At 52.6% G+C, this 23,576-nt stretch carries 19 protein-coding genes and 1 other RNA gene; 12 read left to right on the forward strand and 8 right to left on the reverse strand.

The window, feature by feature from the left end; all coding sequences use genetic code 11:
• Positions 1–425 precede the first annotated feature (425 nt).
• From FYJ24_RS09840 to FYJ24_RS09850, 3 genes are read left to right on the forward strand one after another with little or no spacing between them, the layout of a single operon-like run.
• Positions 426–2,279, forward strand: a complete 1,854-nt coding sequence (locus FYJ24_RS09840) for a chorismate-binding protein (protein ID WP_154545938.1) — start codon at positions 426–428, stop codon at positions 2,277–2,279.
• A gap of 15 nt (positions 2,280–2,294) precedes the next feature.
• The gene (locus tag FYJ24_RS09845; protein WP_154545940.1) at positions 2,295–3,113 is read left to right on the forward strand and encodes a Nif3-like dinuclear metal center hexameric protein; all 819 of its coding nucleotides are present in this window, start codon (positions 2,295–2,297) and stop codon (positions 3,111–3,113) included.
• Positions 3,110–3,841 (forward strand): zinc ribbon domain-containing protein, encoded by a 732-nt coding sequence (locus FYJ24_RS09850; protein WP_154545942.1) that lies wholly within the window; start codon positions 3,110–3,112, stop codon positions 3,839–3,841. Before FYJ24_RS09845 ends, FYJ24_RS09850 begins: the two co-directional genes overlap by 4 nt.
• On the opposite strand, the gene FYJ24_RS09855 is transcribed toward FYJ24_RS09850, so the two are convergent.
• The 4 genes from FYJ24_RS09855 to rnpB form a co-directional block, all read right to left on the reverse strand.
• On the reverse strand, positions 3,838–5,184 hold the full coding sequence (locus FYJ24_RS09855; RefSeq protein ID WP_318656634.1) for an FGGY family carbohydrate kinase: 1,347 nt from the start codon (positions 5,182–5,184) through the stop codon (positions 3,838–3,840). The two genes, FYJ24_RS09850 and FYJ24_RS09855, sit on opposite strands and share 4 nt — an antisense overlap.
• A 108-nt stretch (positions 5,185–5,292) precedes the next feature.
• Positions 5,293–6,474, reverse strand: a complete 1,182-nt coding sequence (gene xylA, locus FYJ24_RS09860; RefSeq protein ID WP_154545991.1) for a xylose isomerase — start codon at positions 6,472–6,474, stop codon at positions 5,293–5,295.
• 90 nt (positions 6,475–6,564) lie between these two features.
• A complete protein-coding gene (locus FYJ24_RS09865; protein ID WP_154545945.1) occupies positions 6,565–7,794 on the reverse strand; it encodes an ROK family transcriptional regulator in 1,230 nt (409 codons plus the stop codon).
• A gap of 32 nt (positions 7,795–7,826) precedes the next feature.
• An RNA gene (gene rnpB, locus FYJ24_RS09870) (RNase P RNA component class A) lies at positions 7,827–8,190 on the reverse strand.
• Between the two features lie 197 nt (positions 8,191–8,387).
• Between rnpB and FYJ24_RS09875 the strand changes: the two genes are divergently transcribed.
• The gene (locus tag FYJ24_RS09875) at positions 8,388–9,506 is read left to right on the forward strand and encodes an endonuclease domain-containing protein (RefSeq protein WP_154545947.1); all 1,119 of its coding nucleotides are present in this window, start codon (positions 8,388–8,390) and stop codon (positions 9,504–9,506) included.
• On the opposite strand, the gene ppgK is transcribed toward FYJ24_RS09875, so the two are convergent.
• The 3 genes from ppgK to panB are packed head-to-tail and all read right to left on the reverse strand — an operon-like array spanning position 9,389 to position 11,838.
• Positions 9,389–10,144 carry a polyphosphate--glucose phosphotransferase gene (gene ppgK, locus FYJ24_RS09880; protein WP_154545949.1) on the reverse strand — a complete coding sequence of 252 codons (756 nt, stop codon included), beginning with the start codon at positions 10,142–10,144 and terminating at the stop codon, positions 9,389–9,391. The genes FYJ24_RS09875 and ppgK overlap by 118 nt on opposite strands.
• 16 nt (positions 10,145–10,160) lie before the next feature.
• Positions 10,161–11,036: a type I methionyl aminopeptidase gene (map, locus tag FYJ24_RS09885; RefSeq protein ID WP_154545951.1), complete on the reverse strand. Its 876-nt coding sequence runs from the start codon at positions 11,034–11,036 to the stop codon at positions 10,161–10,163.
• Positions 11,029–11,838: a 3-methyl-2-oxobutanoate hydroxymethyltransferase gene (gene panB / locus FYJ24_RS09890; RefSeq protein ID WP_154545953.1), complete on the reverse strand. Its 810-nt coding sequence runs from the start codon at positions 11,836–11,838 to the stop codon at positions 11,029–11,031. Before panB ends, map begins: the two co-directional genes overlap by 8 nt.
• 81 nt (positions 11,839–11,919) lie before the next feature.
• On the opposite strand from panB, the gene pheS reads away from it, so the two are divergent.
• The 6 genes from pheS to FYJ24_RS09920 all read left to right on the forward strand — a co-directional run bounded on the left by pheS (position 11,920) and on the right by FYJ24_RS09920 (position 19,155).
• On the forward strand, positions 11,920–12,993 hold the full coding sequence (pheS, locus tag FYJ24_RS09895; protein WP_154545955.1) for a phenylalanine--tRNA ligase subunit alpha: 1,074 nt from the start codon (positions 11,920–11,922) through the stop codon (positions 12,991–12,993).
• 1 nt (position 12,994) lies between these two features.
• The gene (pheT, locus tag FYJ24_RS09900; protein WP_154545957.1) at positions 12,995–15,598 is read left to right on the forward strand and encodes a phenylalanine--tRNA ligase subunit beta; all 2,604 of its coding nucleotides are present in this window, start codon (positions 12,995–12,997) and stop codon (positions 15,596–15,598) included.
• Between the two features lie 13 nt (positions 15,599–15,611).
• Positions 15,612–16,100 carry a flavodoxin domain-containing protein gene (locus tag FYJ24_RS09905; RefSeq protein WP_154545959.1) on the forward strand — a complete coding sequence of 163 codons (489 nt, stop codon included), beginning with the start codon at positions 15,612–15,614 and terminating at the stop codon, positions 16,098–16,100.
• Positions 16,101–16,189: 89 nt separating this feature from the next.
• A complete protein-coding gene (locus FYJ24_RS09910) occupies positions 16,190–16,705 on the forward strand; it encodes an arginine repressor (RefSeq protein ID WP_318656635.1) in 516 nt (171 codons plus the stop codon).
• A gap of 19 nt (positions 16,706–16,724) precedes the next feature.
• Positions 16,725–17,936 (forward strand): argininosuccinate synthase, encoded by a 1,212-nt coding sequence (locus FYJ24_RS09915; RefSeq protein WP_318656636.1) that lies wholly within the window; start codon positions 16,725–16,727, stop codon positions 17,934–17,936.
• A 181-nt stretch (positions 17,937–18,117) separates the two neighbouring features.
• Positions 18,118–19,155: a hypothetical protein gene (locus FYJ24_RS09920; protein WP_154545963.1), complete on the forward strand. Its 1,038-nt coding sequence runs from the start codon at positions 18,118–18,120 to the stop codon at positions 19,153–19,155.
• 98 nt (positions 19,156–19,253) lie between these two features.
• Here FYJ24_RS09920 and FYJ24_RS09925 read toward each other — a convergent pair whose 3' ends face one another.
• Entirely contained in the window at positions 19,254–20,474 is a 1,221-nt protein-coding gene (locus FYJ24_RS09925; RefSeq protein WP_154545965.1) for an arginine deiminase, read from the reverse strand.
• 62 nt (positions 20,475–20,536) lie between these two features.
• On the opposite strand from FYJ24_RS09925, the gene argH reads away from it, so the two are divergent.
• Positions 20,537–21,949, forward strand: coding sequence for an argininosuccinate lyase (argH, locus tag FYJ24_RS09930; RefSeq protein WP_154545967.1), 1,413 nt, complete (start codon positions 20,537–20,539; stop codon positions 21,947–21,949).
• 16 nt (positions 21,950–21,965) lie between these two features.
• A complete protein-coding gene (tyrS, locus tag FYJ24_RS09935) occupies positions 21,966–23,231 on the forward strand; it encodes a tyrosine--tRNA ligase (protein ID WP_318656637.1) in 1,266 nt (421 codons plus the stop codon).
• Positions 23,232–23,576: the final 345 nt, after the last annotated feature.

Genomic DNA, 23,576 nt, shown 5'->3' on the forward strand with positions numbered 1-23,576 from the left:
CTGAATACTCACGGAACTCATTAAATCTGGCTCTACATATAGAATCAGATAGATCGGACTCTAATAAACCCGACATTCTGTAAACGATAGCAAGTATCAGCATGTGAACATCGAAATTGCGTAACAATTAGGTAACAAGCTAATGAATGCTGGAAACATGCGGTATTCATGACACGATATTGGCGATACTCTTAAAAATTTGAAAGATATTGTTGAAATAGTGTTATGTAAATCACTTATAGATTCTTGTCTTTACAGGTGGTCTGGTGAAGATTCGAGATGGCGTAGCGAAGAGTAAAGAAAAGTCATTACTATAGCGACATGACGAACAGCCGCATGGGATGGTGGTCCGCTGCATAGGCGGTCCATTTTTCGTGCAACCGCCCCAGCGGCGGAGGCGGCAGGGGCAGAAAGTGATGTGACTGATGGCCCCACAGGCTCAAGAGACAATAGCAAGGTTGCTAGATCTGCCACCCACGCGAGGATTTGCAGTACTCCGTCACCTAGATGAATTATCTCTGACAGTATTGACCGGAGATATCCAATCAGTGGATATGCTGGCGGATATTCCTCTTGAAGGCAAGGAAGTCATAGCTATGGTTCCTTTCCGGCAGATTCGTGAACGTGGGTTTGAAGCTATTGATGATGGTTCTCCGCTACTTGTACTTGTGGCAGATAAAAAAGAAGTACTTGACACTGCCGCCTTCGTGGACGCGCTTCCTGAGAGTCTCCCTCAGATCGATGATCTGGGCTTCAGCCTCTCGGATGAGGAATACGCCCAGCGTGCTACTACTGTTATTCGCGATGAAATAGGGCGTGGTGAGGGCGCTAATTTTGTTATCCGGCGTGACTACCGGGCAAAAACCAAGGAACCAACGCGCCAGGCAACACTTGCATGGCTTCGACGCCTACTTGAGGGGGAAAGCGGAGCCTACTGGACTTTCGCCTTTTGCGCGCCTGAAATTTTTGCGGTTGGTGCAACCCCTGAAAGACACGTCAGCGTAGAGCAGGGCACCGTGATGATGAATCCGATTTCTGGTACGTTGCGCCATGGCGACCATGTTCCAACTACTTCAGAGCTTCTTGCTTTCCTCCAAGACCGCAAAGAGAGCGAAGAACTCGTGATGGTGGTCGATGAGGAACTCAAAATGATGAGTGCGGTATGTCCCGAGGGCGGTGTCATGCGCGGTCCATTCTTAAAGCCTATGTCCCGGCTGACTCATACCGAGTATCTCTTAGAAGGACGATCAAAGCTTGATCCGCGGGAGATACTGCGTTTGACGATGTTTGCGCCTACGGTGACTGGTTCACCCATGGAAAACGCATGCCGTGTTATTGCGCGTCATGAAGATACCGGTCGGGGCTACTATTCCGGAGTGTTAGCTCATTTTGCACCAACTGCTACTGGATACGACCTACACGCGTCGATTCTCATTCGAACCGCCTTCCTCACCCCATCTGGTGATATTACCGTCTCAGCAGGGGCTACTCTGGTTCGACATTCAGATGCAATGAGCGAGGCGAAAGAAACTCATGCAAAAGCCTCGGGAGTATTGGGAGCCCTGGGCATAGGTCGATCGAAGACCCAGGGGGAGCCAATGCCTCGTCCTGCATTGAATACGGCGGTCGACGATCCTCAAGTTGCACAAGCACTTACGGACCGCAATCGTCATTTGGCTCCATTTTGGCGAGATGAACAAACCGTTGTTGCCACTTTTGATGCTCAAGTACTCGTTGTTGACTGTGAAGACGAGTTCACCACTATGCTCGCCCACCAACTACGCCGACTAGGCATGGATGTCAAAATTTTGCCCTGGGATGAGGTTGAAAACGTACTTGACTGGGACCTTGTCGTATTTGGGCCTGGGCCCGGTGATCCCCTGAGCGGCGGTGATCCCCGCATTGCGCGGGTGCGCAGCCTTATCAGTGAAAGAATGGGGCGCCCGATGGTGGCGGTGTGCCTAAGTCACCAGATTCTTGCGTCGATGAGTGGTCTTGAGATTCGACAACTTCCTGTACCTCGTCAAGGACAACCCTTGGACGTCGAGATCTTAGGGAAAAATAGTCGCATCGGCTTCTACAATACATTTACGGCTGTCGGTGCGGACGGAAGCCGCACACCACTATGGAATCTAAGAGTCCATTCTGAACCGGATACAGGCTTTGTTCACCTGTTGACTGGTGAAAATGTAGTCTCCGTTCAAGGACACTTGGAGTCGGTACTCTCGTATGATGGCTTCGGAGCACTTACCCGCGTGGTGGCGCACGTTCTCAGCTAGCAAAGGAATAGGACAATGGTGAGAATCGCGAGCGTACTTGAGTACATGGAAAGCCGCTATCCAAAAGGCTCCGTGGAAGACTGGGACCGAGTGGGCTTCATTGTCGGCGATCGAACTCACGAGGTCCGCAAGATCCTATTGGCGGTAGACCCGGTCCCTGAAGTTGTCGCGGAAGCTATCGATACTGGCTGTCAACTACTCATCACTCACCATCCTCTTTATCTAAGAGGGACCTCGTATGTCTCTTCTGACGATGCGAAAGGCCGTATGGTTCGCGATCTTATTCGTGCCGACTGCGCGTTATTTTGTGCTCACACGAATGCTGACGTGGCAGTCGGGGGAGTAGCAGACGCACTTGGATTGCTGGTGGGACTAGAAGAAATGGTGCCCCTTGTAGGCCGCGGAGAAGGAAATCTGGGCATTGGTCGGGTTGGCAAAGTGAAACGCCAGACACTGAGAGAATTTTCGACAAAAGTAGCCAGTGTGCTTCCTAAAGGTCCCACAGGCCTATACGTAGGCGGGAATCTCGATAGTGAGGTTGAGACTGTTGCTGTTTCTGGCGGCGCTGGTGACTCTCTCTTGGGCGCTGCTCGCCAAGCCGGGGCGGATGTCTTCCTTACGGCTGATCTGAGACATCACCCGGCATCAGAACACCTCATGGAAGGGCCACCGGCGCTGCTCTGTGGGTCGCATTGGGCAACCGAGTGGCCGTGGCTGCCACACCTCGCCACTGAACTCACGCAACACTGCGGTGACGGTACTCTAGAAGTCTCAATATCAACAGTGTGCACCGAACCATGGGTAGAGCATCTACCCACGAGAGGACGTCTATGAAAGCCCTGCCCTTGGAACAATCCCACTTGCTAGAACTTCAGCAAACCGATTTGGCGATTGCGAAGGCGGCGCATGAGTACCGCGGCAACCCTCTTCATGAAGAGATTCGGCAGCTTCAAGGTCGCGCTGAGGATCTCCGCGCTGCCACCGTGGCATTCGAAGCAGACTTGCAGGCCTGTGGACGAAAGACGCGCGGAATAGAAGACGAAATAGAGAAAGTGCGTTCCCGGCGAGAACTTCAGCAAGATCGTTTAGAACAGGGCAAAGTGCCCATGAGGGATATGTCTGCACTGCAACATGAAATCGCGCAGATGGACGTGCGAATCTCTGACCTCGAGAATGAATTGCTAGAGGCCATGGGCGAGGGCGAAGAAATTGAGGCCAAGATACTCACCTCCCACGCGAGTGCTGAGGCCATTACCGCCGATCTAGAAGCGGCACAGGCAGCGCTTGCACAGTTTGGTACGGAAATTCAGGCGCGCGTTGACGAACTCAGGGCCAGGAGGGATCAACTCATAGAGTTGATCCCTGAGCCGGTGGTCAAGGAATATCAGCGCCTGCAAAGTCGGTTGGGTGTCAGCGTAGTGATCGAGGTGAAGGACGGCCGCCCGCTATCTTCACCTGTGGACTTTTCCTTAGCTGAGCTTGCCGAAATTGCAGCCACCCCGAAAGACCACATTTATCTCTCTGACGACTATGAATACATGGTTGTCAGAACCGAGTCCTAACGGGCCGATTCAAGGACCTTAGCTGCCTGGGCCGCTGCCCCGAGTGCCACGTATTCTCCGGGGTGGGGGACGTTGACAGGTGCTCCCAGGAATTCTGGGGCAAGTTCTTGTACCGCTGTGGACTTTGCGCCTCCTCCTACAATGTGGACGAGGCGTACTGGTCCGGTGAGATCCGTTACAGCATCCAAGGCACCCCTCATCAGTGTCAGTAATCCTTCAATACCAGCTCTTGCTAGATGTGCCTGATCCGAATTAGCTAAAGTCATGCCTGACAGAGTCGCGGTAGCGTCTGGCAGATTAGGGGTACGCTCTCCCTCGAAATAGGGCACCAGGGTCAGGCCTGCCGCATCTGGAACACTCAAGGCAAGCGCATCACATTCTGTATAGTCAAAGCCTCCAAGACTGCAGATCGCATCGATAATTCGTGATGCATTGAGGGTGCAGGCCAATGGCAACCAATTTCCACTGGCATCGGCGAATCCGGTGACAAGTCCACTGGGGTCTTCGGTGCTGTGTGGACTCACAACGGCTGCCACCCCCGAAGTCCCTAATGAGACCATCGCTTCACCTGGAGTGAGTCCAATTCCCAAAGCTGCTCCGGCATTATCGCCGCAACCGGGACCGATCCGGATATGACTCCATCCTCTATCGGGGTCCCCGTGACCGGCACTCTCCCAAGGTCCTAGAATGCTTGGCAAGGTGATATTGTCCAGTTCCTGGGGCGTTCGGCGCAATGCCAAGCCAAGAAGCTGTGGCAAATATTCGGAGGTTAGTCTGCTCATATACCCCGTTCCGGATGCATCAGATCGGTCCGTTACCAAAGCACCAAGCGACTTGGCTCCCTGAATCTTCCAGGTAAGCCAGTCGTGAGGAAGACATATTGCGCGTATTCTCGCCGCGTTTTCTGGCTCATGATCGGCCAGCCAACGAAGCTTAGTGACAGTGAGCGAGGCGACTGGGACAGATCCGGTGAGATTGGCCCAGCGTTCCTTGCCGAGTTGGGTATCTCCATCACCTAGCTCGGCTATAAGCTCTTCGGCAGCTTCCGCACTGCGGGTGTCATTCCAGAGCAATGCCGGTCGGATAACTTCGCCATTTTCATCCAGGCATACCATGCCATGTTGTTGACCAGCGACGGAGAGTGCAGATACATCGGCGAGACCGCCCGCAGCCTCTACAGCCTCCAGGAACGCATCCCACCAATGAGAAGGATCGATTTCAGTACCATCAGGGTGGGAAGCGCGACCTTGCCGAATTATTTCGCCCGTGCTGGCATCGGTAATGACGACCTTGCAAGACTGTGTCGACGTATCTACGCCAGCAACATATCGAGTTTCACTCACGTTTTTCCTCACATCGTTGGGATTCATTAATAGTGCGGAGTGCTGGGGTTTTACAGATTACAAAGAGTGTATCTGTAAAACCCCAGCACTTATGCAAGGAGGGGACTCCTAGCCGATGAGGTGACGCATAGCCTGCTGGTAGAGCTCTACGAAGTGGTATTCTCTCTCACCGGCAGTCTTGGCATCGAATTCTTCAAAGGCAGTCTGGTCGCTGAGGAATTCCTCTAGGCTTTCACTTTCGGCGATTGTGGGGATGCTCGATTCTGGGATCGAGGCGAGTTCCATAAGCTCTTGGGTTCGCGGATCAGCGCGGAAGGCCTGGGCCTTTTCCTTAAGCATTAAGTACATTTCCATATTTGCAGCTGCAGACTCCCACACGCCTTCCATGCCTTCGGTGCGGCTGGGCTTGTAGTCGAAGTGGCGTGGGCCGTCATAGGTGGGGCCGCCCCCGGGGAAACCATTTTCAATGAGGTCAACAGTGAAGAATGCGGATGCTAGATCGCCGTGGCCAAAGACCTTGTCCTGGTCATACTTCAGGCCGGACTGGCCGTTGAGGTCAATGTGGAAGAGCTTTCCAGCATTGAGAGCCTGGGCAATGCCGTGCGTGTAGTTGAGATTAGCCATCTGCTCATGCCCCACTTCTGGGTTGAGTCCTACGATGTCCCCATTGTCGAGTTCAGCGATGAGGGCTAGTGCGTGTCCAACAGTGGGGAGGAAGATGTCTCCGCGCGGTTCGTTGGGTTTAGGCTCTAGTCCAATAGTCAGGTCGTAACCGCGTTCCTTGATGTATGCGGCGACGGTGTCTAGACCTTCCTTGTATCGGTTAAGCGAGGCGTTGAGATCCTTAGAGGAATCGTATTCGGCGCCTTCGCGTCCCCCCCACATGACGAAGACTGATGCGCCAAGTTCTGCGGCAAGATCAACATTGCGCAAAATTTTGCGAAGGCCAAAGCGGCGGATGGAACGATCGTTGTTGGTGAGGCCGCCATCTTTGAAAATGGGGTGGGTAAATGTGTTGGTGGTGACCATTTCAATCACCAATCCATTGTCATCGGCTACTTCTTTGACCTTCATGACGCGACGCAGACGTTCTTCATCGGAGGCGTCAAAGTCATATACATCATTATCGTGGAAGGTTATTCCCCACGCGCCTAGTTCTGCGAGCTTTTTTGTATATTCCCATGGCTCAAGGCTGGGCCGTGTCCCTGTTCCAAATGGGTCAACTGCATTCCATCCCACAGTCCATAAACCGAAGGAAAATTTGTCACTAGGTTCTGGCTTGCGCACCATCTTTTGACGCTCCTCTGCATCACACATCATATTGTTGTGTTACAAAACTAAATGATGTGAGGGGGTGCTGTCAAGCAGATCTAGGAATCGCTAAAGAGAATCTATGAGCATCGTAGGCGACTGCAGCAGCGAAGACAGTCCCCTTAGGGCCCCGCCCCGAGATGCTGGAAAATCAATGTTTGCCGCCGGATGAATACCGATATCTCGCGCCGATCGAGCCAGAGTGCGCATATTCAGTTGCTCTGTAATGGGGGGCAAAAGCCATGGGACGATAGGAGCTAGAGCTGTCCCCAGCACCGCATCTTCTATGTCTAGAAGGTTGACCGTATTCGCGATCGCAATCCCCAGCGCCCAACCAGCTCGTTCAACAGCTTCGAGTGCATCAGGATTCTCTTCCTCCAGCAGTGTTTTTAGCTGCTCTGGCGATGTTCCTAAAGGAAGCTTAGCTCTGCTGAGTATTTCCCGTTGGCCAGCATATTTCTCAAGGCATCCACGCGCACCACAATGACACTGGGGACCACGTGGATCGATAGTCGTGTGGCCAATTTCTCCGGCCCATCCATGAGCTCCCTGCATTGCCTCGCCAGAATTGAGGATAGCTCCACCAATGCCAATATCACCGGAAATATAGAAGAAAGTGCCTGGCCTTTGCATGTCGGTTCCCAACTGGGCGTGGGCGCTGACTGCTTGCAGCTTGGCATCATTATCAGCCGAGAGGGGGATACCTGCGACAACATCGTTAAGCTCAGTATTGAGATTGACGTCATCCCAACAGAGATTTGGTGCGTAAGCGACAGTGTTACTTGCCGCGTTTACCACGCCTGGAACAGCAACGTGGATGCTCATAACTCGTTGTTCTTCATCTTCACTCAAGCGAGTGAGCATCACCGCTAATTCGCGCTTGAGGATTTCTAATGGCAGCGCTGGAGTAAATTCGTCGGGGGAAATAGTGACGGCGAATGAATCTACAGTCGATCCCGTCAGATCGAGTGCGCAACCCGCAACACGGTCTACGTTCACCTCTGTGCCGACCGAGACAATTGTCCCCGATGCCGGGTAAAGCGGTGTGCCAGGTCGGCCAGGTCTGCCGTCGTCAAGGAGTTCTGCTTCGGCCAAAATGCGTAGAGAAATCAGTTCGGAGACCAAGCGAGAAACAGTGGCTCGCGTGAGCCCGGTTCGAACCGCTATATCGGCTCGTGTGAGACCGCCTCCTACGGAGAATACTTCATTCGCTACCAGAGCTAGATTTGAATGCCTGATTGAACTGGTTGAGGCAGCCGTGCGTCCCTCGCTTCCGAAAGCGCCACTAATAGACGGCATGGACAATCCCGCTCCTCAGTTCGTCGTTCATAGGGGTGAGTTGGCCTGTACGCCGGGTTCTGTTCTCAAAGATTGCATCTTCGAGTGGTGACCATCCATCTGGGACTCATGTTGCCATGAGTCTCTAGCAACCTACCCGGAAGCATTAGGCGGGCCGCCCTGCTTCCTGCTTGGTCTTGCTCCAGGTGGGGTTTACCTAGCCAACCTGGTCACCCAGGCTGCTGGTGCGCTCTTACCGCACCGTTTCACCCTTACCCAGATTCACATCCGGGCGGTCTATTTTCTGTGGCACTTTCCCGCGGGTCGCCCCGGATGGCTGTTAACCATCACCTTGCCCTGTGGAGCCCGGACGTTCCTCGACTAAGTTTCCTTGGCCGCGGCCACCCAGCCAACTCACCGAGAAAACTCTATCACCTCTCACCTCGCGGTGAGTGCGTACTTTTGACGGGTTTCACCCGTGAAATTCTGTCAAAAACACGCACTCACCATTGAGGGACGGAGGAAGTGATTTCCACAAACAAAAATCTGGCGGTTTTCCCCCGTTTCCCGGAGCCTGTGTTGGGACTGTTTGGCAAATACTTCATTGTGTGCCCATGAGGGGAGACCTGCCAAAGAAATTCGGCCAAGCATGCGCCGTCAAGAAAGCACGTAAACTCGGCGTAAGTAACAAGCGCCTACGAAGGACTGACCTGCTGAGGCCACATGCAGGAGTCCGGGCGGTGGAAGAAGCCTCACAAGAGGCTAAGCTCAAGGCACTCCTTGACGCATTGCCTCAGGGGGTATGTTTCGCGGGGCTCACTGCTGCCGCAATCTATGGATTGCCGCTACCGCAAGGGACAAAGCTTGATCAGGTCCTTGACCAAGAGCCAATCGTTGCGGTTTCTGCAGGAAAAGCCGCAATTCAGCGCAAAGAGATCAGGTGCATGAGGTTGCAGTTTGGTCTCGGGGACATAGTTCATTGGCGTGGCATGCCGGTGACATCCCCGGTGCGTACGTGGCATGACATCTCCCGAGAGCTTGATGGTCCAATGCTCCTGGCGGTCACAGACGTACTCTTGCGCCGGCGCATTTCGCGAGAGGAACTGAATCAATGGAATGATCGACATCAGGGCAGCCGTGGCTCTTTGCTGCGAAGACGAACCGTAGTTTGGGCTGATCCAGGTGCAGAGTCACCCATGGAATCAATGCTGAGATGGCATCTGCTTGCTGGGGGTTTACCAAGGCCAGAGTGCAATACCACAATACTGATACCGGACCACAGCCCGATTCGTGTCGACTTGCTCTACAGGGAAGCGGGACTCGTGGTTGAATACCAAGGTGCGTATCACTTCCGCGATATCCGCCAAGCACAACGTGACGAACACCGCAGAAGGATATTGGAAAAGGCCGGGTTTCAGGTAATAGCGGTAGTTAGTCAAGATTTGCGGGCTATAGAAGGCGTCGTTGCCCATGTAGCTCAGAGCATCGATCAGCGGGCTGGATACCGACTTCACGGTGTTCTCTATCGCCTAAAGCATGAGGGCGAGTGCTTGGTTTTGACAGTTTTCACAGGCGAACAACGGTCAAAACCAAACACACACCGCCAACGTAAAGATCAGTGCGAGGCGTCCTCGGCTGCTGCAGCTGCTGCACCCACGATTCCTGCAGTGTTGAAGAGTTTTGCAGGCACAATAGGAGTTCTTAGGGAAAGCAGTGGTAGGAACATTTCGTGATTCTTAGAAACACCGCCTCCAACGACCAAAAGATCAGGAGAGAAGAGCATTTCTACCGTGGAATAGTATTTTTGAAGCCGTTTAGCCCATTTTTTCCAGCCAAGATCTTGTTTGACGCGTTGATGTGCTGAGGCGCGACTTTCCGCATCATGCCCGTCGATCTCTAAATGTCCAAGCTCAGTATTGGGAACCAGAATGCCACGGTAGACCAGAGCAGATCCGATTCCAGTGCCCAAAGTAGTGACGATAACTACACCGTCATTGCCTTTTGCTGCTCCAAAAGCGACTTCCGCAAGACCAGCCGCATCGGCATCATTGAGAATAAGGGTTGTACGGCCAAGAGTCTCCTCGAAGAAGTCACGGACAGCAAGGCCTTCCCAGGCCTGGTCCAGATTGGCAATAAAAGGAACGATGCCTCTGTGGATTGGCGCGGGGACGGTGATACCTACCGGCACATCTTCACCCACATTGAGTTGCCTCAGCACTTCGGCACATACGTCTGCCACTGCCGCTGGAGTCGAGGGAGATGGGGTATCGATACGAACGCGCTCGCCGATAAACTCGCCAGTGTTGAGGTCAACGACCGCGCCTTTTACACCGCTACCGCCAATATCAATGCCACACGCCACTTGTGTCATGGGTACTCCTAGGTATCTATGGAAGGGTAAGAATCTGAGCTCCATCATCGGTCACAACGACCGTGTGTTCAAACTGGGCTGTGCGTCCGCGGTCGGCTGTGACGACGGTCCACCCGTCATCCCACTGTTCCCATTCTATAGTACCCATAGTGAGCATCGGTTCGACAGTAAACACCATGCCGACTTCCATCACCTGAGAATATCCCGGTGCAGCATCGTAGTGCGGGATGATAAGTCCCGAGTGAAAGGCCTCGCCGACACCGTGTCCCGTGTAATCTTCGATAACTCCGTAGTCGAAACGCTTGGCATATGCGCTAATAACCTTGCCAATAACATTGATTTCTCGTCCGGGTTTGATCGCCTTGATACCTCTTAGCATTGCCTTTTCTGTGCGTTCAACCAGTAGCCGGGACTCTTCGTCCACCTCGCCAACAAGATACATGGCGCAGGTATCTCCATGTACTCCGTTCTTGTAGGCAGTGACGTCGATATTGACTATGTCACCTTCTTCAAGAGGACGATCGTCTGGAATTCCGTGGCAGATTACTTCGTTGATTGACGTACACACTGATTTCCTAAAGCCCATATAGCCAAGGCATGAAGGATATGCTCCCTGAGAGGTGATGTATTCGTGCGCAATTGCATCGAGTTCATCTGTAGTTACACCAGGGGCGACAGCCTCACCAGCTAGCGCCAGTGCATCTGCTGCAATCTTGCCAGCGGTGCGAATCCGTTCGACTACTTCAGGGGACTTGACGTCCGAGGCGGTCACCACCTCAGGTCCGTCGTGGAACATGTATTCAGGACGTTCAATGTTCGACGGCACATGCCGCGTCTTTGAGATACGCCCCGGTCGTAGCGTTCCCAGTGGAGCTCGGGATGCCTTATTCATGATTCTCCCTAGTGTGTTCGGCTGACGGGAAACTGTCGCTGACCACTGCGTTGACGTAATCACTTGCTGCCTCGCGTAAAGCAGTGCCGACCTCGCCAAATCTGCGCGCGAAGCGGGGACTCCAATCCGTCATACCTGCCATATCTGACCACACTAGGACTTGGCCATCACAATCGGGTCCCGCACCGATGCCGATCGTTGGAATACTGAGCTTGCGTGTCACCTCAGCGGCAAGTTTTCCTGGAACCATTTCCAAGACAATCCCAAAGGCACCGGCTTTTTCTACAGCTATAGCATCTTCTATAAGGCGCTGGGCTGCATTTCCTCTTCCTTGTAAACGGGGACCGCCCAAGGCGTGTTCGGCTTGGGGAGTGTAGCCAATATGACCCATGACAGGAATACCGTTGGCTACTAACCCAGCAATGATCGAGGCTCTGCTGACACCACCTTCTAACTTGATAGCGTGAGCTCCTGCTTTCATGAGTGCTACCGACGAATCGAAGGCGGCTTCGACTCCACTTTCGTAGGTGCCGAAAGGAAGATCAGCAATAATCAGCGGTCGACTTACCGAACGAGATACCGCGCCTGTAGCGCGGACCATATCGTCTAGAGAGACCGGAATCGTGGAGTCAAAACCTAGTACTACGTTGCCTAGAGAATCGCCCACCAGCAGTGTGTCGACTCCTGCAGACTCAAAAATCGGTGCAACCAATGCGTCGTAAGCGGTAAGCATGGTGATTTTCTCGCCGCTATCTTTTGCTTGCTGTAGATGGTGCACCCGTACCCGGGATGTCTTTGCCATGCCCCTATTCTATGCCCCTCTGAACGTAGTTCCGGCTTGCGCCTCGAAGATACTAAGGTTGTATGCGGAAATGGAGGAGTAATGCCGACACTTGACGCCACAGATGCTCTGGGCATACAGCAGTGGTGTGATACTGCTGAAGCTCGCATTGTTGAGGCTGCTAGCCTTGAGGAACTTAAAACCGTAAAGATCGCTATTTTTGGTGATAAATCAGCGCTCACTTTAGCGAATCGTTCAATCAAGGATCTTCCCGCTCACGATCGCGCCGCAGCTGGACAAAACCTTGGTGCAGCGAGAAAACGACTGAACGCGGTCTTTACCGAGAGGCAACAGGTTCTTGAATCAGAGAATGAAGCGCGGGTTTTAGCGCAAGAAGCCGTCGATGTGACCCTTCCCTCAGATCGATTCCCGGTGGGGGCCCGGCATCCACTCTCCACGCTCGTGGATCAGATTGAAGATTTTTTCCTCAACCTCGGGTGGGATGTCGATACCGGTCCTGAGGTTGAGCATGAATGGTTTAATTTCGATTCATTGAACTTCAACCCAGATCATCCTGCTCGGCAAATGCAAGATACCTTCTATATTGACGGCCGTAGCTTTGGCGCGGATAGTGCAGCGGCTGGAAACCTAGTGATGCGCACGCATACCTCTCCGGTTCAATCGCGTGCCATGCTAGAGCGTGGCGTACCTATTTACATGGCATGCCCTGGAAAAGTGTTTCGGTCGGATGCGCTTGATGCTACGCATACTCCTGTATTCCACCAGGTAGAAGGCCTTGCGGTGGATATTGATCTGACGATGGCGGATCTCAAGGGAGTCCTTGATCGATTGGCCCGCCATCTCTTCGGATCAGAAGTAAAGACCCGCTTGCGCCCTTCCTTCTTTCCTTTCACTGAACCGAGTGCAGAGCTAGATTTCTGGTTCCCACAGAAAAAGGGAGGCCCCGGATGGATCGAATGGGGCGGTTGTGGGATGGTCAACCCAAATGTTCTTATCGCAAATGGGGTTGATCCTGAGGTCTACACAGGATTCGCCTTTGGCATGGGCCTCGAGCGTACATTAATGCTGCAGCACGGAATCGCGGATATGCGTGACATCGTCGAAGGCGATATGCGGTTCTCACAGCAGTTCGGACTATTCGGGAAAGGAGCCTGACATGCCATATATTTCTCTGTCATGGCTACGCGAGCATGTCAATGTTCCTGCAGACAAAACCATTGAAGAACTGGCTCAAGACCTCGTTTCGGTTGGGTTAGAAGAAGAAGAAATTCATCCTCCCTCAGTTACAGGACCACTAGTTGCTGGGCGAGTACTCACATTGGTGAAAGAAACCCACTCCAACGGCAAGACTGTGAACTATTGTCGAGTCGATGTCGGGCCATACAATGACGAACCCGGTCAGGGGAAAGAAAAATCTGATCTGCCGAGTCGAGGGATCATATGCGGTGCTCACAATTTTGAAGAGGGCGACTACGTTGTCGTAGCGCTTCCCGGAGCTGTTCTTCCGGGGCCCTTTCCCATAGCTGCGAGGAAAACCTATGGGCATATTTCTGATGGGATGATTTGCTCAGAGCGCGAATTGGGCTTGGGAGAAGACCATAGCGGCATTATCGTTCTTGATGAACCAGTCGAGCCTGGTACTGACATGATTCCTCGGTTGGGCTTGGGTGAGGAAGTTCTGGAGATTAATGTAACTCCCGATCGTGGGTATTGTTTTTCTGTTCGAGGAATCGCCCGCGAATACTCGCATTCGACTGGAGCGCATTTCATTGATCCTGGAGTGGTTGAAGCCTCGGTGACGCACAGTGATGATGCGTTCGCGGTAGAAGTGGAGGACCCTTTGGCGTGTGACCGGTTTGTTACACGTGTGGTTCGAGGTATTGCCCCTGATGCCCAATCTCCGCAGTGGATGGTTGAACGCTTAGGTCAAGCGGGGATGAGGTCGATCTCTTTACCTGTCGACGTGACGAATTACGTCATGCTGGATCTGGGTCAGCCTTTGCACGCCTATGCTTTGGAGTCGGTAGCAGAGCCTTTTGTTGTGCGTCGAGCCCGCGCCGGAGAGCTATTCACTACGCTCGATGGTGTAGAAAGAAAACTGGATGGTGAAGATATCGTCATTGCCGACTCACCTGGAGGAAAGACAGGCTCTCGACTCGTAGGTTTGGCTGGCACTATGGGAGGCCTTGACTCTGAGATATCGTCGGGTACAACCGATGTGGTCATCGAAGCCGCCCATTTTGATGCTGTGTCCATCGCGAGGACTTCCCGCAGACACAAACTGTCATCTGAGGCATCAAAGCGGTTCGAAAGAGGTGTCGATCCGCTGCTTCCGGAAGCAGCGGTACAGCGTGTGGTTGATTTGCTTGTGGAATATGGAGGAGGTGTAGCAGATCCCCACGTATTCGACTACAACCACGTAGTTCCCCTTCCTGTCATCTCCATGAAACTCTCGGAGCCGGAACGACTCACGGGGGTATCTTTCACAAAAGAGCGGATCGTTGAGATTCTCACAGAGATAGGCGCTGAGGTTCGTTTTGACGGCGATAACGTCATCATTCAGCCTCCTAGTTGGCGTCCAGACCTGGTGGGGCCAGCTCATGTAGTAGAGGAAATAGCCCGTATTGATGGGTATGACAAGATCGATACTAACGCTCCCCGCGTAGGTACTGGTCAAGGACTCAAACGCGACCAGTGGGCGTTACGTAGGGTAGTTGATACGGCCGCACAGCGTGGGCTGACAGAAGTTCTTTCGTATCCATTTGTCGGCAATGCGCATGACCGACAGCTCATCGCTGAGGGAGACGTGAGGAGAAATGCATTGCGTCTTCGCAATCCTTTAGCTGAAGATGCTCCTTTGTTGAGAACATCTCTCCTGGATACGTTATTGGAGACTGCCGAACGCAACTGCGCTCGCGGCGCAAGTGCTTTGGCTATCTATGAATCAGGCCGAGTGACGTTGCCGGGCAATATCATTCCCACCAACATTCCTGGGGCGGATAGACGACCTGACGATGAGACGTTGCAAGATCTCTACAACGGAGTTCCGCACCAGCCTCTGCATTTTGCGGCGGTCATAGGGGGTTCATTAGGACCGACAGATGTGCTCACCCCGGGAAGACAATGGGATTGGGCGGACGCAATATCTTTGGGGCAAAAGATAGGTTCAGCTCTTGGCGTCAAGGTGGAGGCGAGTCGCAGTTGGCTTCCGGCCGACACTCCAAAGGTTCCCGGTCCTCCAGTACCAGTGCCAACGAATGGTCCGGACCAAGTAGCTCCATGGCATCCGGGACGCGCAGCGACTCTTTTTGTACGCCATGGTAAGAACATTATTGTCTTGGGAAGAGCAGGAGAGCTTCATCCGCGTGTCGTTGAAGAATACGGATTACTTCCACGCAGTAGCGCGGTGGAGATCGATTTAGAGGAGCTTTTCAAGGCATTGCCAAATGCTGAGGTGAAGGCGAAGAAGGTTTCTAGCTACCCGCCAGCAAAAACCGATTTGGCTATCGTGACAGATTCGCACGTCACTGCCGCTGACGTGGAACGAGTAGTACGCTCGGCCTCTGGCACAATCCTTGAGAATATTCAGCTTTTCGACGTGTATGTTGGTTCCCCCGTGCCTGCTGGTAAGAAGTCGCTGGCGTTCGCGCTTACACTAAGGGCACCGGATCACACGTTGTCTCCCGATGAGGTGACAGCCGTGCGTCAAAAGATTATCGGCGATCTAGGCAAACGACTAAAGGCCGAGCTACGAGCCTGATGGAGGAGGCGGCATGAAAGTCTTAGTTACCGCAGCATCAAAACATGGATCGGCAAGTGAAATTGCAAGTGCAATTGCAGCGAGGCTGAGGCGAAGCGGACTGGCAGTTGACAGCTTTGCTCCAGAGTCAGTGCAGTCACTTGCTGAATATGATGCCGTTGTGATTGGTTCAGCAGTGTATATGCGGCAGTGGATGGAAGCTGCCAGGGATTTCGTGGCTCGATTTCACGGCCAGTTACGGCAGATGCCTACGTGGGCATTTTCTGTTGGCATGAGCGGCGTACCAAAACGTGCCCCACAAGATCCTAAGAAGATTGGTCCGGTAAGTATGGATGGAGTCTTCGACCATACGAAAGTTTTTGCCGGTAGGTATGACCCGACAAGGTTATCCTTACGTGAGCGCTCTATTGCGCGTCTCGCGGGTGCTGTTGAAGGGGACTTTCGTGATTGGGATGAGGTCGAGCGATGGGCTGATTCGATCGCTGAGGCATTGAAGAACTAAACCCTCACGAGTTCGCATCTTGGACGTCCATTATCTTCTATTCATTCGACCGTATAGTTATGCATATCGGATAATAGAGGTTGATGCGCATGAATCACACAGTTGCAGGGGGACCCGCCACTAAAGCTGCGCGCCATGCCGCCATCATTGAGATCCTGGCGACGAACCAGATTGCATCGCAAGAGCAGCTACGTGAACAGCTTTCGGCGCGAGGTATTGATACTGCGCAGGCAACGCTGTCGCGCGACCTCCTTGAACTACAGGCCGCAAAAGTTCGGACCTCCGATGGCATCCTCATTTACTCAGTGATGGATTCTGATGGTGCGCCCACTCATATGGCAGACTCTGCTGGGGTGCGGTTAGCTCGTTGGTGTCAAGACCTTTTAGTCACAGGTGACCTCGCCCAAAATATTGTGGTTTTGCGTACTCCAGTGGGTGCGGCAAATCTTCTTGCCTCAGCGATTGATGCTGCGCGTCTTGAAGGTGTTGTTGGGTCAGTTGCAGGTGACGATACGATTTTCGTTGCGTGTAGAAGTGGGGAAGATGCAGTCCGTGTGCTGCAAACAGTCTTGAGGTTGGCTGATGGGTCATCCTTAGGTGTATGAGAAGAGAAAGTAGACAAAGGTGAGCAAAGATCGCGTTGTACTGGCGTATTCAGGTGGCTTGGACACGTCAGTGGCAATTGGATGGATTGGCGAGCAAACAGGCTCTGAAGTTATCGCAGTAGCTGTCGATGTGGGTCAGGGGGGCGAAGACCTGCAAGTAATTCGCCAGCGCGCATTGGGCTGCGGAGCTGTTGAAGCCTACGTCGCCGACGCTCGTGAGGAATTTGCTACCGAGTACTGTATGCCGGCTTTGAAGGCAAACGGCATGTATCAGAAACGCTATCCGCTAGTTTCAGCCCTATCGCGGCCTCTCATCTCGAAACACTTGGTCAAAGCAGCTAGAGAATTTGATGCGACTACGGTTGCTCACGGATGCACGGGCAAGGGTAATGACCAAGTTCGGTTTGAAGTTTCCATCACCTCAATTGGTCCAGATCTAAACTGCATTGCCCCCGTTCGCGACCTAGCTCTCACCCGCGATGTTGCTATTGAGTATGCCAATAAACACAGTCTTCCGATTGAAACTACGAAACATAATCCTTTTTCGATCGACCAAAATGTATGGGGAAGAGCTATCGAAACGGGCTTCCTTGAGGATATTTGGAATGCCCCAACCAAGGATGTGTACAACTACACTGATGATCCAACGTATCCTCCTTTGCCTGACGAGGTCGAGATTGAGTTCAAACAAGGTGTGCCTGTTGCTATAGACGGACGTCCACTGAGTCCGCTCCAGATTATTCAGGAGATGAATAGAAGAGCCGGAGCTCAAGGAATCGGGCGTATCGACATCGTGGAAGATCGCCTCGTCGGAATTAAGTCCCGAGAGATCTATGAGGCACCTGGCGCCATCGCGCTAATTGCCGCCCACGAAGAGCTGGAGAATGTGACTGTTGAGCGCGAGCAGGCTCGGTTCAAAAAGACTGTGGATCAGCGTTGGGCAGAGCTGGTTTACGATGGCCAGTGGTTTTCTCCTCTCAAGAAGTCGTTGGATGCATTTGTTGATGACACTCAGTACTACGTCAATGGCACTATCCGGATGACTCTTCACGGTGGGCGCGCGGTCGTCACAGGTCGTAAGACAGACTCGGGATTGTATGATTTCAACTTAGCGACCTATGAGACGGGTGATACTTTCGATCAGTCGCACTCACGAGGCTTTATTGAAATCTATGGTCTACCGGCCAAGATGTCTGCTGCTCGTGATGAGCGTTTCGGTCGCGGTCTCTGACGCATTACAGAGTTATAAATCTGAACCAAGGTTGATATTTCAACAGGTTTTTGGAAATAATCCCAGGGGTTTCCTGCTAGCCGTTTTCCGCTGCTTTTCCACATGGCAGCGGGAAGCAGCTTTTCCACATGAGCGGCAGTGTATATATGTGGGGCTACCGAGACTCTGCCACAGTGCATATATGGATGAGTATGTACGAGGAATTTTTGTTGGCAAGCGTGAGGATGCGCCCGCAGGAGGAGACTGGGTCCGGATAAAGCGTGGTGTATACCTGGACAGGCTTGAGTGCGAGGCAGAAACGTTCTGGGAATACAATCGCCTGGCGACAGTTGCTCGGCAAATCGCGGTGACGCTGACCCGGCGACAAGCTCAGTGGGAACCCGTCTTTACTGGTGAGGCCGCGTTAATTGCGCACGGTTATCCGACTTGGCTTGGAGCCCCGGAAATTATTGCATGGCGCTCGGATGGTAGACGTGTGCAGACGTCAACAGAACTAGAAAAAGTGTCTTTCGCTGATTTTGAGGTACCAGCAGTCACATGCACGACTCTTGACGGTAGACGTTGTGGAAGCACAAATATGTCTGTATCACATATCCTGACTGTTGACCCGATCGAAGCCGTCGTTGACATCGTTCGCAGAGGGCATCCGGCGCAAGCACTCACCGCCATGAGTGCTCTTATGGCGAAGCACTCGAACTTTACGAACTTCAACCAAGCGTTGTCGCGCCCACTGGCCGAAGAAACAAGACAACTATTCAAGATATTTGCTGATGAACTGGTGAGATATCGAGCGCGGTTACTGGCAATTGTTGAGGTTGCGGACCCGGGAGTGGTTGGACCTGGCGAGGCGGCCGTGCGATGGATACTTGCAGCAATCACCGATATCACCGCGGTCATAACTCAGTTTCCAGTTTCTTTCGGAAATCGCCGGTTCTTCCTTGACGCAGCAATCCCAGAAAAGAAGTGTTGTTTTGAATTCGATGGAACGACGAAGTCGCGTGACTCAGAATCTCAACTCAGTTTCACCGAACGCCAACGGTATCTCACTAATGCTGGATGGAAAGTTTTTCGTGTGACATGGCCCATGGTGAAGTCCATTTTGAAGACTGCAAGAGATATCGCCCAGTTTCTAGCGGCTAATGATATCGCGGTGCATGCACCAAAACGCGAATTGTGGGTACCGCTGCCTTCGGAGTTGTTAGTTCCAGCGAGGTGGTAATGCTTCCAATCAAGTTGGCCCAAAAACCCCTGTGAATAGTCCCGAAGACCTGTTGCGATATCAGCCTTGGTTCAGATTTATAACTCTGTAATGCGTAACTAAAGGGAATTCCGCAATACAGGACACGTCATGCATCTAGCTGCCCCGCGTCCTCTGCCCAATTCAGAGCCATCAATCTCGATGACCTCAACGCCAGCATCCCTCATAGCCGCGTTAGCAAGCGGCGTTCGGGAGTATGCGATTACTTTTCCAGGTTCAAGAGCCAACATATTGAACCCATCATTCCACTGCTCCCTGGCTAGTGCTCCAGAATTCGCATCGGGATAGATGAAGCGAAGTGAGCGCCCCATTTCAGACTGCAGAGCGGGAACAAGTAACCGGTCTTGATGACAGATGCGCATACTCTCATCGCTGCGCTGCAAAGTTACGGTTGGAGCATCGAGTATCTCCGGATAGATCACGAAAGCATCGTGATCAACTTGGGTGAGTACCGTGTCGAGATGCATGTATTCGCGTCGGTGAGGCAACATTACGGCCAGAACCCGATCAACTTGTCCGGCGGCAAACACTCGCGATGCAAGGCGTTCCACTCCCTGCGCAGTGGTGCGTTCAGACATACCGACGACTATGAGACCGTTTCCGATCACTAGAATATCGCCACCTTCAACTGAGCGCTCAGCCCCAGACGTTCCATTAGTCCACCTGGAAAACTGTGCTTCAGAGAATAGAGGATGCCATGAATAAATGGAGGAATAATGCAATGATTCACGGCGTCGAGCCGGCCATTTCATGGAATTGACGGCTACCCCTCCATATAGCCATACCGACGAATCTCTTGCAAAAAGATGGTTGGGAAGCGGTGAGATGAGAAAGTCATGAGGCTCTAAGGTCTGAGCGACGAGTGATGGCGTGGGTGAGTGCTCTTGCCATTCAGCTCGAGTGATTCCTTCAACGCACAAAGAAGCTAGTTCGTCCGAAGTGAGTCCTCGAGCCCACTCGTCAATCGCCGGGGCTAGCATGGGACCCAGTCGGAGACGATTGATCGTATTTTCAAGGATGTGATTGCGCGCCTCGGGGATTTCGAGAGTTTGGCGCAGGAGGTACTTGAAATGGAGAACCTCGACACCACACTGGGTCATTGCGTCCACAAAATAGTCGTGTTCCTCTTGGGCTATCGATAGATCCAGAAGGTCGTCAAACAAGAGTTCGTCGTGGTTGCGAGGAGTGAGACGGTTAATTTCGGGCCCTGGGCGATGGACAATTACTCGTTGGAGTCTTCCGATTTCGGATTCGATAGTGGGGTGAAAAGAGTTGTTCACGTCAGCTTTCCAATCGTTGTCGGATTCGACCCTAGCTTAGTCACTCCTGGCATGATGGAGGAATGAGTAATGAACAGCTTAGTCTCTGGGGAGGCCGTTTTCAGGGTGGTCCTGCTCAAGCATTGGCAGCGCTTAGCGTCTCAACCCATTTTGATTGGCGTCTAGCTTCCGATGATATTGCCGGGTCGAAGGCTCATGCGACAGTCCTTCATGATGTGGGGCTCCTCGATGACGCACAGTTCAAAGGACTGGTTGATGGGCTAGAAGAACTCGAACGGCAGGTCCAGTCGGGCCAGTTCCGTCCCAGTGACTCTGATGAAGATGTGCATACCGCCTTGGAGCGCGGGCTTCTTGAAATCGTCGGACCTGAGCTGGGGGGGCGTCTGCGTGCAGGGCGTTCACGCAATGACCAAATCGCAACGCTCATTCGTCGATACCTGCGACGTGAGTCTCGGCACATCTGTAGGTTAGTGCTCAATCTGTGCGAGGCATTATTGTCGCAGGCGCATTCGGCGGGGACTTCGATCATGCCCGGGCGTACACATATGCAACATGCACAGCCTGTATTGGTAGCTCACCAGCTCGCTGCGCATGTATGGCCGTTGTTACGCGACCTAGATAGACTACGTGACTGGGACAAACGAGCTAGCATCTCAGCCTATGGGTCAGGCGCGTTGGCGGGCAACACATTGGGGCTCGATCCTCAAAAAGTTGCTAACGACTTAGGATTTTCCGATTCGGTAGAAAATTCTATCGACGGAACATCCTCCAGAGATATTGTTGCAGAGTTCTCCTTCATTATGGCGATGATTGGGGTGGACCTTTCCCGACTTTGTGAGGAAATTGTCATCTGGAACACGAAGGAATTTGATTATGTTCAGTTAGATGATTCCTTCTCAACGGGTTCTTCGATTATGCCGCAAAAGAAGAACCCTGATGTGGCAGAGTTAGCGCGGGGCAAAGCCGGCAGAATGATAGGTGACTTGACGGGGCTACTCGCTACGCTCAAGGGGCTTCCACTCGCATACAATCGCGACCTCCAAGAAGACAAGGAACCTGTGTTCGACCAGATAGACACTCTAGACATTTTGCTTCCAGCCGTTACGGGAATGGTTGCCACCATGAAACTGAATCTACCTCGTATGGAGCAACTTGCACCTCAAGGTTTTTCATTGGCGACTGACATCGCAGAATGGCTCGTGAAAAGAGGCGTTCCTTTCCGTGATGCTCATGAGATTTCAGGGGCATGTGTTCAGGTCTGTGAGCGTCAGGGGATTGAGCTGAGTGACCTAACAGATAGACAGTTCAAAGAAATCTCCGAATACCTCGAACCTGAGGTGCGGAAGGTACTGACAATTCAGGGTTCTGTGGCAGCTCGTGATGGACGTGGGGGGACAGCGCCGGCTCGCGTGGCTGAGCAACTGGATCGCGCACGCAGCGTTGTCGAAGAATTCTCCCAATGGGTCCTAAACTAGTGGCGGAGGTAAAACAGTGAATGACGTACTAGAAGAGTTGCAATGGCGCGGGCTTATCGCGCAACATACTGACCTGCAGGCATTGAGTGATGCTTTAGACGAGGGGTCGGTCACCTTCTATTGCGGATTCGACCCAACAGGACCTTCCTTACATCACGGGCACCTCGTCCCAGTGATACTTATGAAGCATCTCCAAAATGCAGGTCATCGCCCACTAGCCTTGGTAGGCGGTGCAACTGGGCTCATTGGTGACCCTCGTGCTTCCGGTGAACGGCAGCTGCAATCAACCCAGATCGTGGAGCAATGGGCAGCAAGCCTGCGTTCTCAACTCGAGCGGTTCCTCGATTTTGGAGGGCCCAATGCAGCTGTCATGGTGAATAACCTTGACTGGATTGGCCAGATGAGTGCAATAGAACTACTTAGAGATGTTGGCAAGTATTTCCGAATGGGCACGATGCTCAATAAAGATATTGTTGCCCGTCGCCTCAAGTCTGACGAAGGACTTTCTTTCACAGAGTTTAGTTACCAGATTCTTCAAGGGTATGACTTTCTAGAGCTGTTTAGACGCTATGGTTGCACGCTAGAAACGGGTGGCAATGACCAATGGGGCAACTTAGTAGGCGGGATGGATCTCATCCACAAAGTCGAAGGCGAGTCTGTCCATGTGCTGACGACACCTATCATCACCAAGTCGGATGGGACCAAGTTCGGCAAGACTGAAGGCGGAGCGATTTGGCTGTCGCCTGAGCTCATGAGCCCCTACGCGTTCTACCAATTCTGGTTACAGACTGCCGATGAGGACGTAATCCGTCTACTAAAGATCTACACGTTCCTCTCTCGTGAGGAAATAGCAGGTCTTGAGCAACAGGTGATGGGCGAGCCACATAAGCGACAAGCGCAAAAAATGTTGGCTTCCGAAGTCACTAGATTCGTGCACGGTGCAGATGCGTTGAATCAGGTACTGGCAGCCACCGATGCACTGTGGGGAAGTGGTGATTTGGGCCAAGTCGATGGTCAAACGTTACGCTCTGCAGTTGAGCAGCTTCCTTCAGCGTCTTTTGTTCCCGGAAAAACTACTCTATTGGAAGCGGTTGTCGCGCTAAATCTAGAAAAGGGAAACAATGCAGCGCGGCGGACAATTGTTGGGAATGGTATTTCTGTCAATAATCAGAAGGCAAATGACCCAGAGGCTGTCCTTACTGTGGACGATCTACTTCCAGGCGACCTTGTGATCGTCAAAAAAGGCAAGAAAAATCTCGCGGCTTTATATTCTCAATCATGAGACCTGGGCCACGTGGGGCGGCTCACGTTCTCGCAGGTTGCAGAGCGGATGCGCTGTGCCGTAATGTTGTCTTCGGCCGCGAGGTCGGAATCAAAACTAAAGAAGAAGGGTGGCGGAAGCCACAAACTTGAACTAGACAGGGTTGGAAAACTCTGGTAAACTGATTCCTCGCCGGTTCTTCTACTGAAGAAGATATCGGAGACATTTCCCGAGATTTCGGGGTGTTGTTTGTGAACTTGATAGTGTGTGTCTTTTGACGTTTGTTTTTTTGGTTTTTGGTTGGGGTTTTTCTCTTTTTTGTTGGAGAGTTTGATCCTGGCTCAGGACGAACGCTGGCGGCGTGCT

The sequence above is a fragment of the Scrofimicrobium canadense genome (assembly GCF_009696615.1).
GTDB lineage: Bacteria > Actinomycetota > Actinomycetes > Actinomycetales > Actinomycetaceae > Scrofimicrobium > Scrofimicrobium canadense.

Coding starts and splice junctions, on each gene's coding strand:
- FYJ24_RS09840 (WP_154545938.1), top strand. CDS start 426: ATGGCCCCACAGGCTCAAGAGACAATAGCAAGGTTGCTAGATCTGCCA.
- FYJ24_RS09845 (WP_154545940.1), top strand. CDS start 2,295: ATGGTGAGAATCGCGAGCGTACTTGAGTACATGGAAAGCCGCTATCCA.
- FYJ24_RS09850 (WP_154545942.1), top strand. CDS start 3,110: ATGAAAGCCCTGCCCTTGGAACAATCCCACTTGCTAGAACTTCAGCAA.
- xylA (WP_154545991.1), bottom strand. CDS start 6,474: ATGGTGCGCAAGCCAGAACCTAGTGACAAATTTTCCTTCGGTTTATGG.
- FYJ24_RS09865 (WP_154545945.1), bottom strand. CDS start 7,794: ATGCCGTCTATTAGTGGCGCTTTCGGAAGCGAGGGACGCACGGCTGCC.
- FYJ24_RS09875 (WP_154545947.1), top strand. CDS start 8,388: ATGAGGGGAGACCTGCCAAAGAAATTCGGCCAAGCATGCGCCGTCAAG.
- ppgK (WP_154545949.1), bottom strand. CDS start 10,144: ATGACACAAGTGGCGTGTGGCATTGATATTGGCGGTAGCGGTGTAAAA.
- map (WP_154545951.1), bottom strand. CDS start 11,036: ATGAATAAGGCATCCCGAGCTCCACTGGGAACGCTACGACCGGGGCGT.
- panB (WP_154545953.1), bottom strand. CDS start 11,838: ATGGCAAAGACATCCCGGGTACGGGTGCACCATCTACAGCAAGCAAAA.
- pheS (WP_154545955.1), top strand. CDS start 11,920: ATGCCGACACTTGACGCCACAGATGCTCTGGGCATACAGCAGTGGTGT.
- pheT (WP_154545957.1), top strand. CDS start 12,995: ATGCCATATATTTCTCTGTCATGGCTACGCGAGCATGTCAATGTTCCT.
- FYJ24_RS09905 (WP_154545959.1), top strand. CDS start 15,612: ATGAAAGTCTTAGTTACCGCAGCATCAAAACATGGATCGGCAAGTGAA.
- FYJ24_RS09910 (WP_318656635.1), top strand. CDS start 16,190: ATGAATCACACAGTTGCAGGGGGACCCGCCACTAAAGCTGCGCGCCAT.
- FYJ24_RS09920 (WP_154545963.1), top strand. CDS start 18,118: ATGGATGAGTATGTACGAGGAATTTTTGTTGGCAAGCGTGAGGATGCG.
- argH (WP_154545967.1), top strand. CDS start 20,537: ATGAGTAATGAACAGCTTAGTCTCTGGGGAGGCCGTTTTCAGGGTGGT.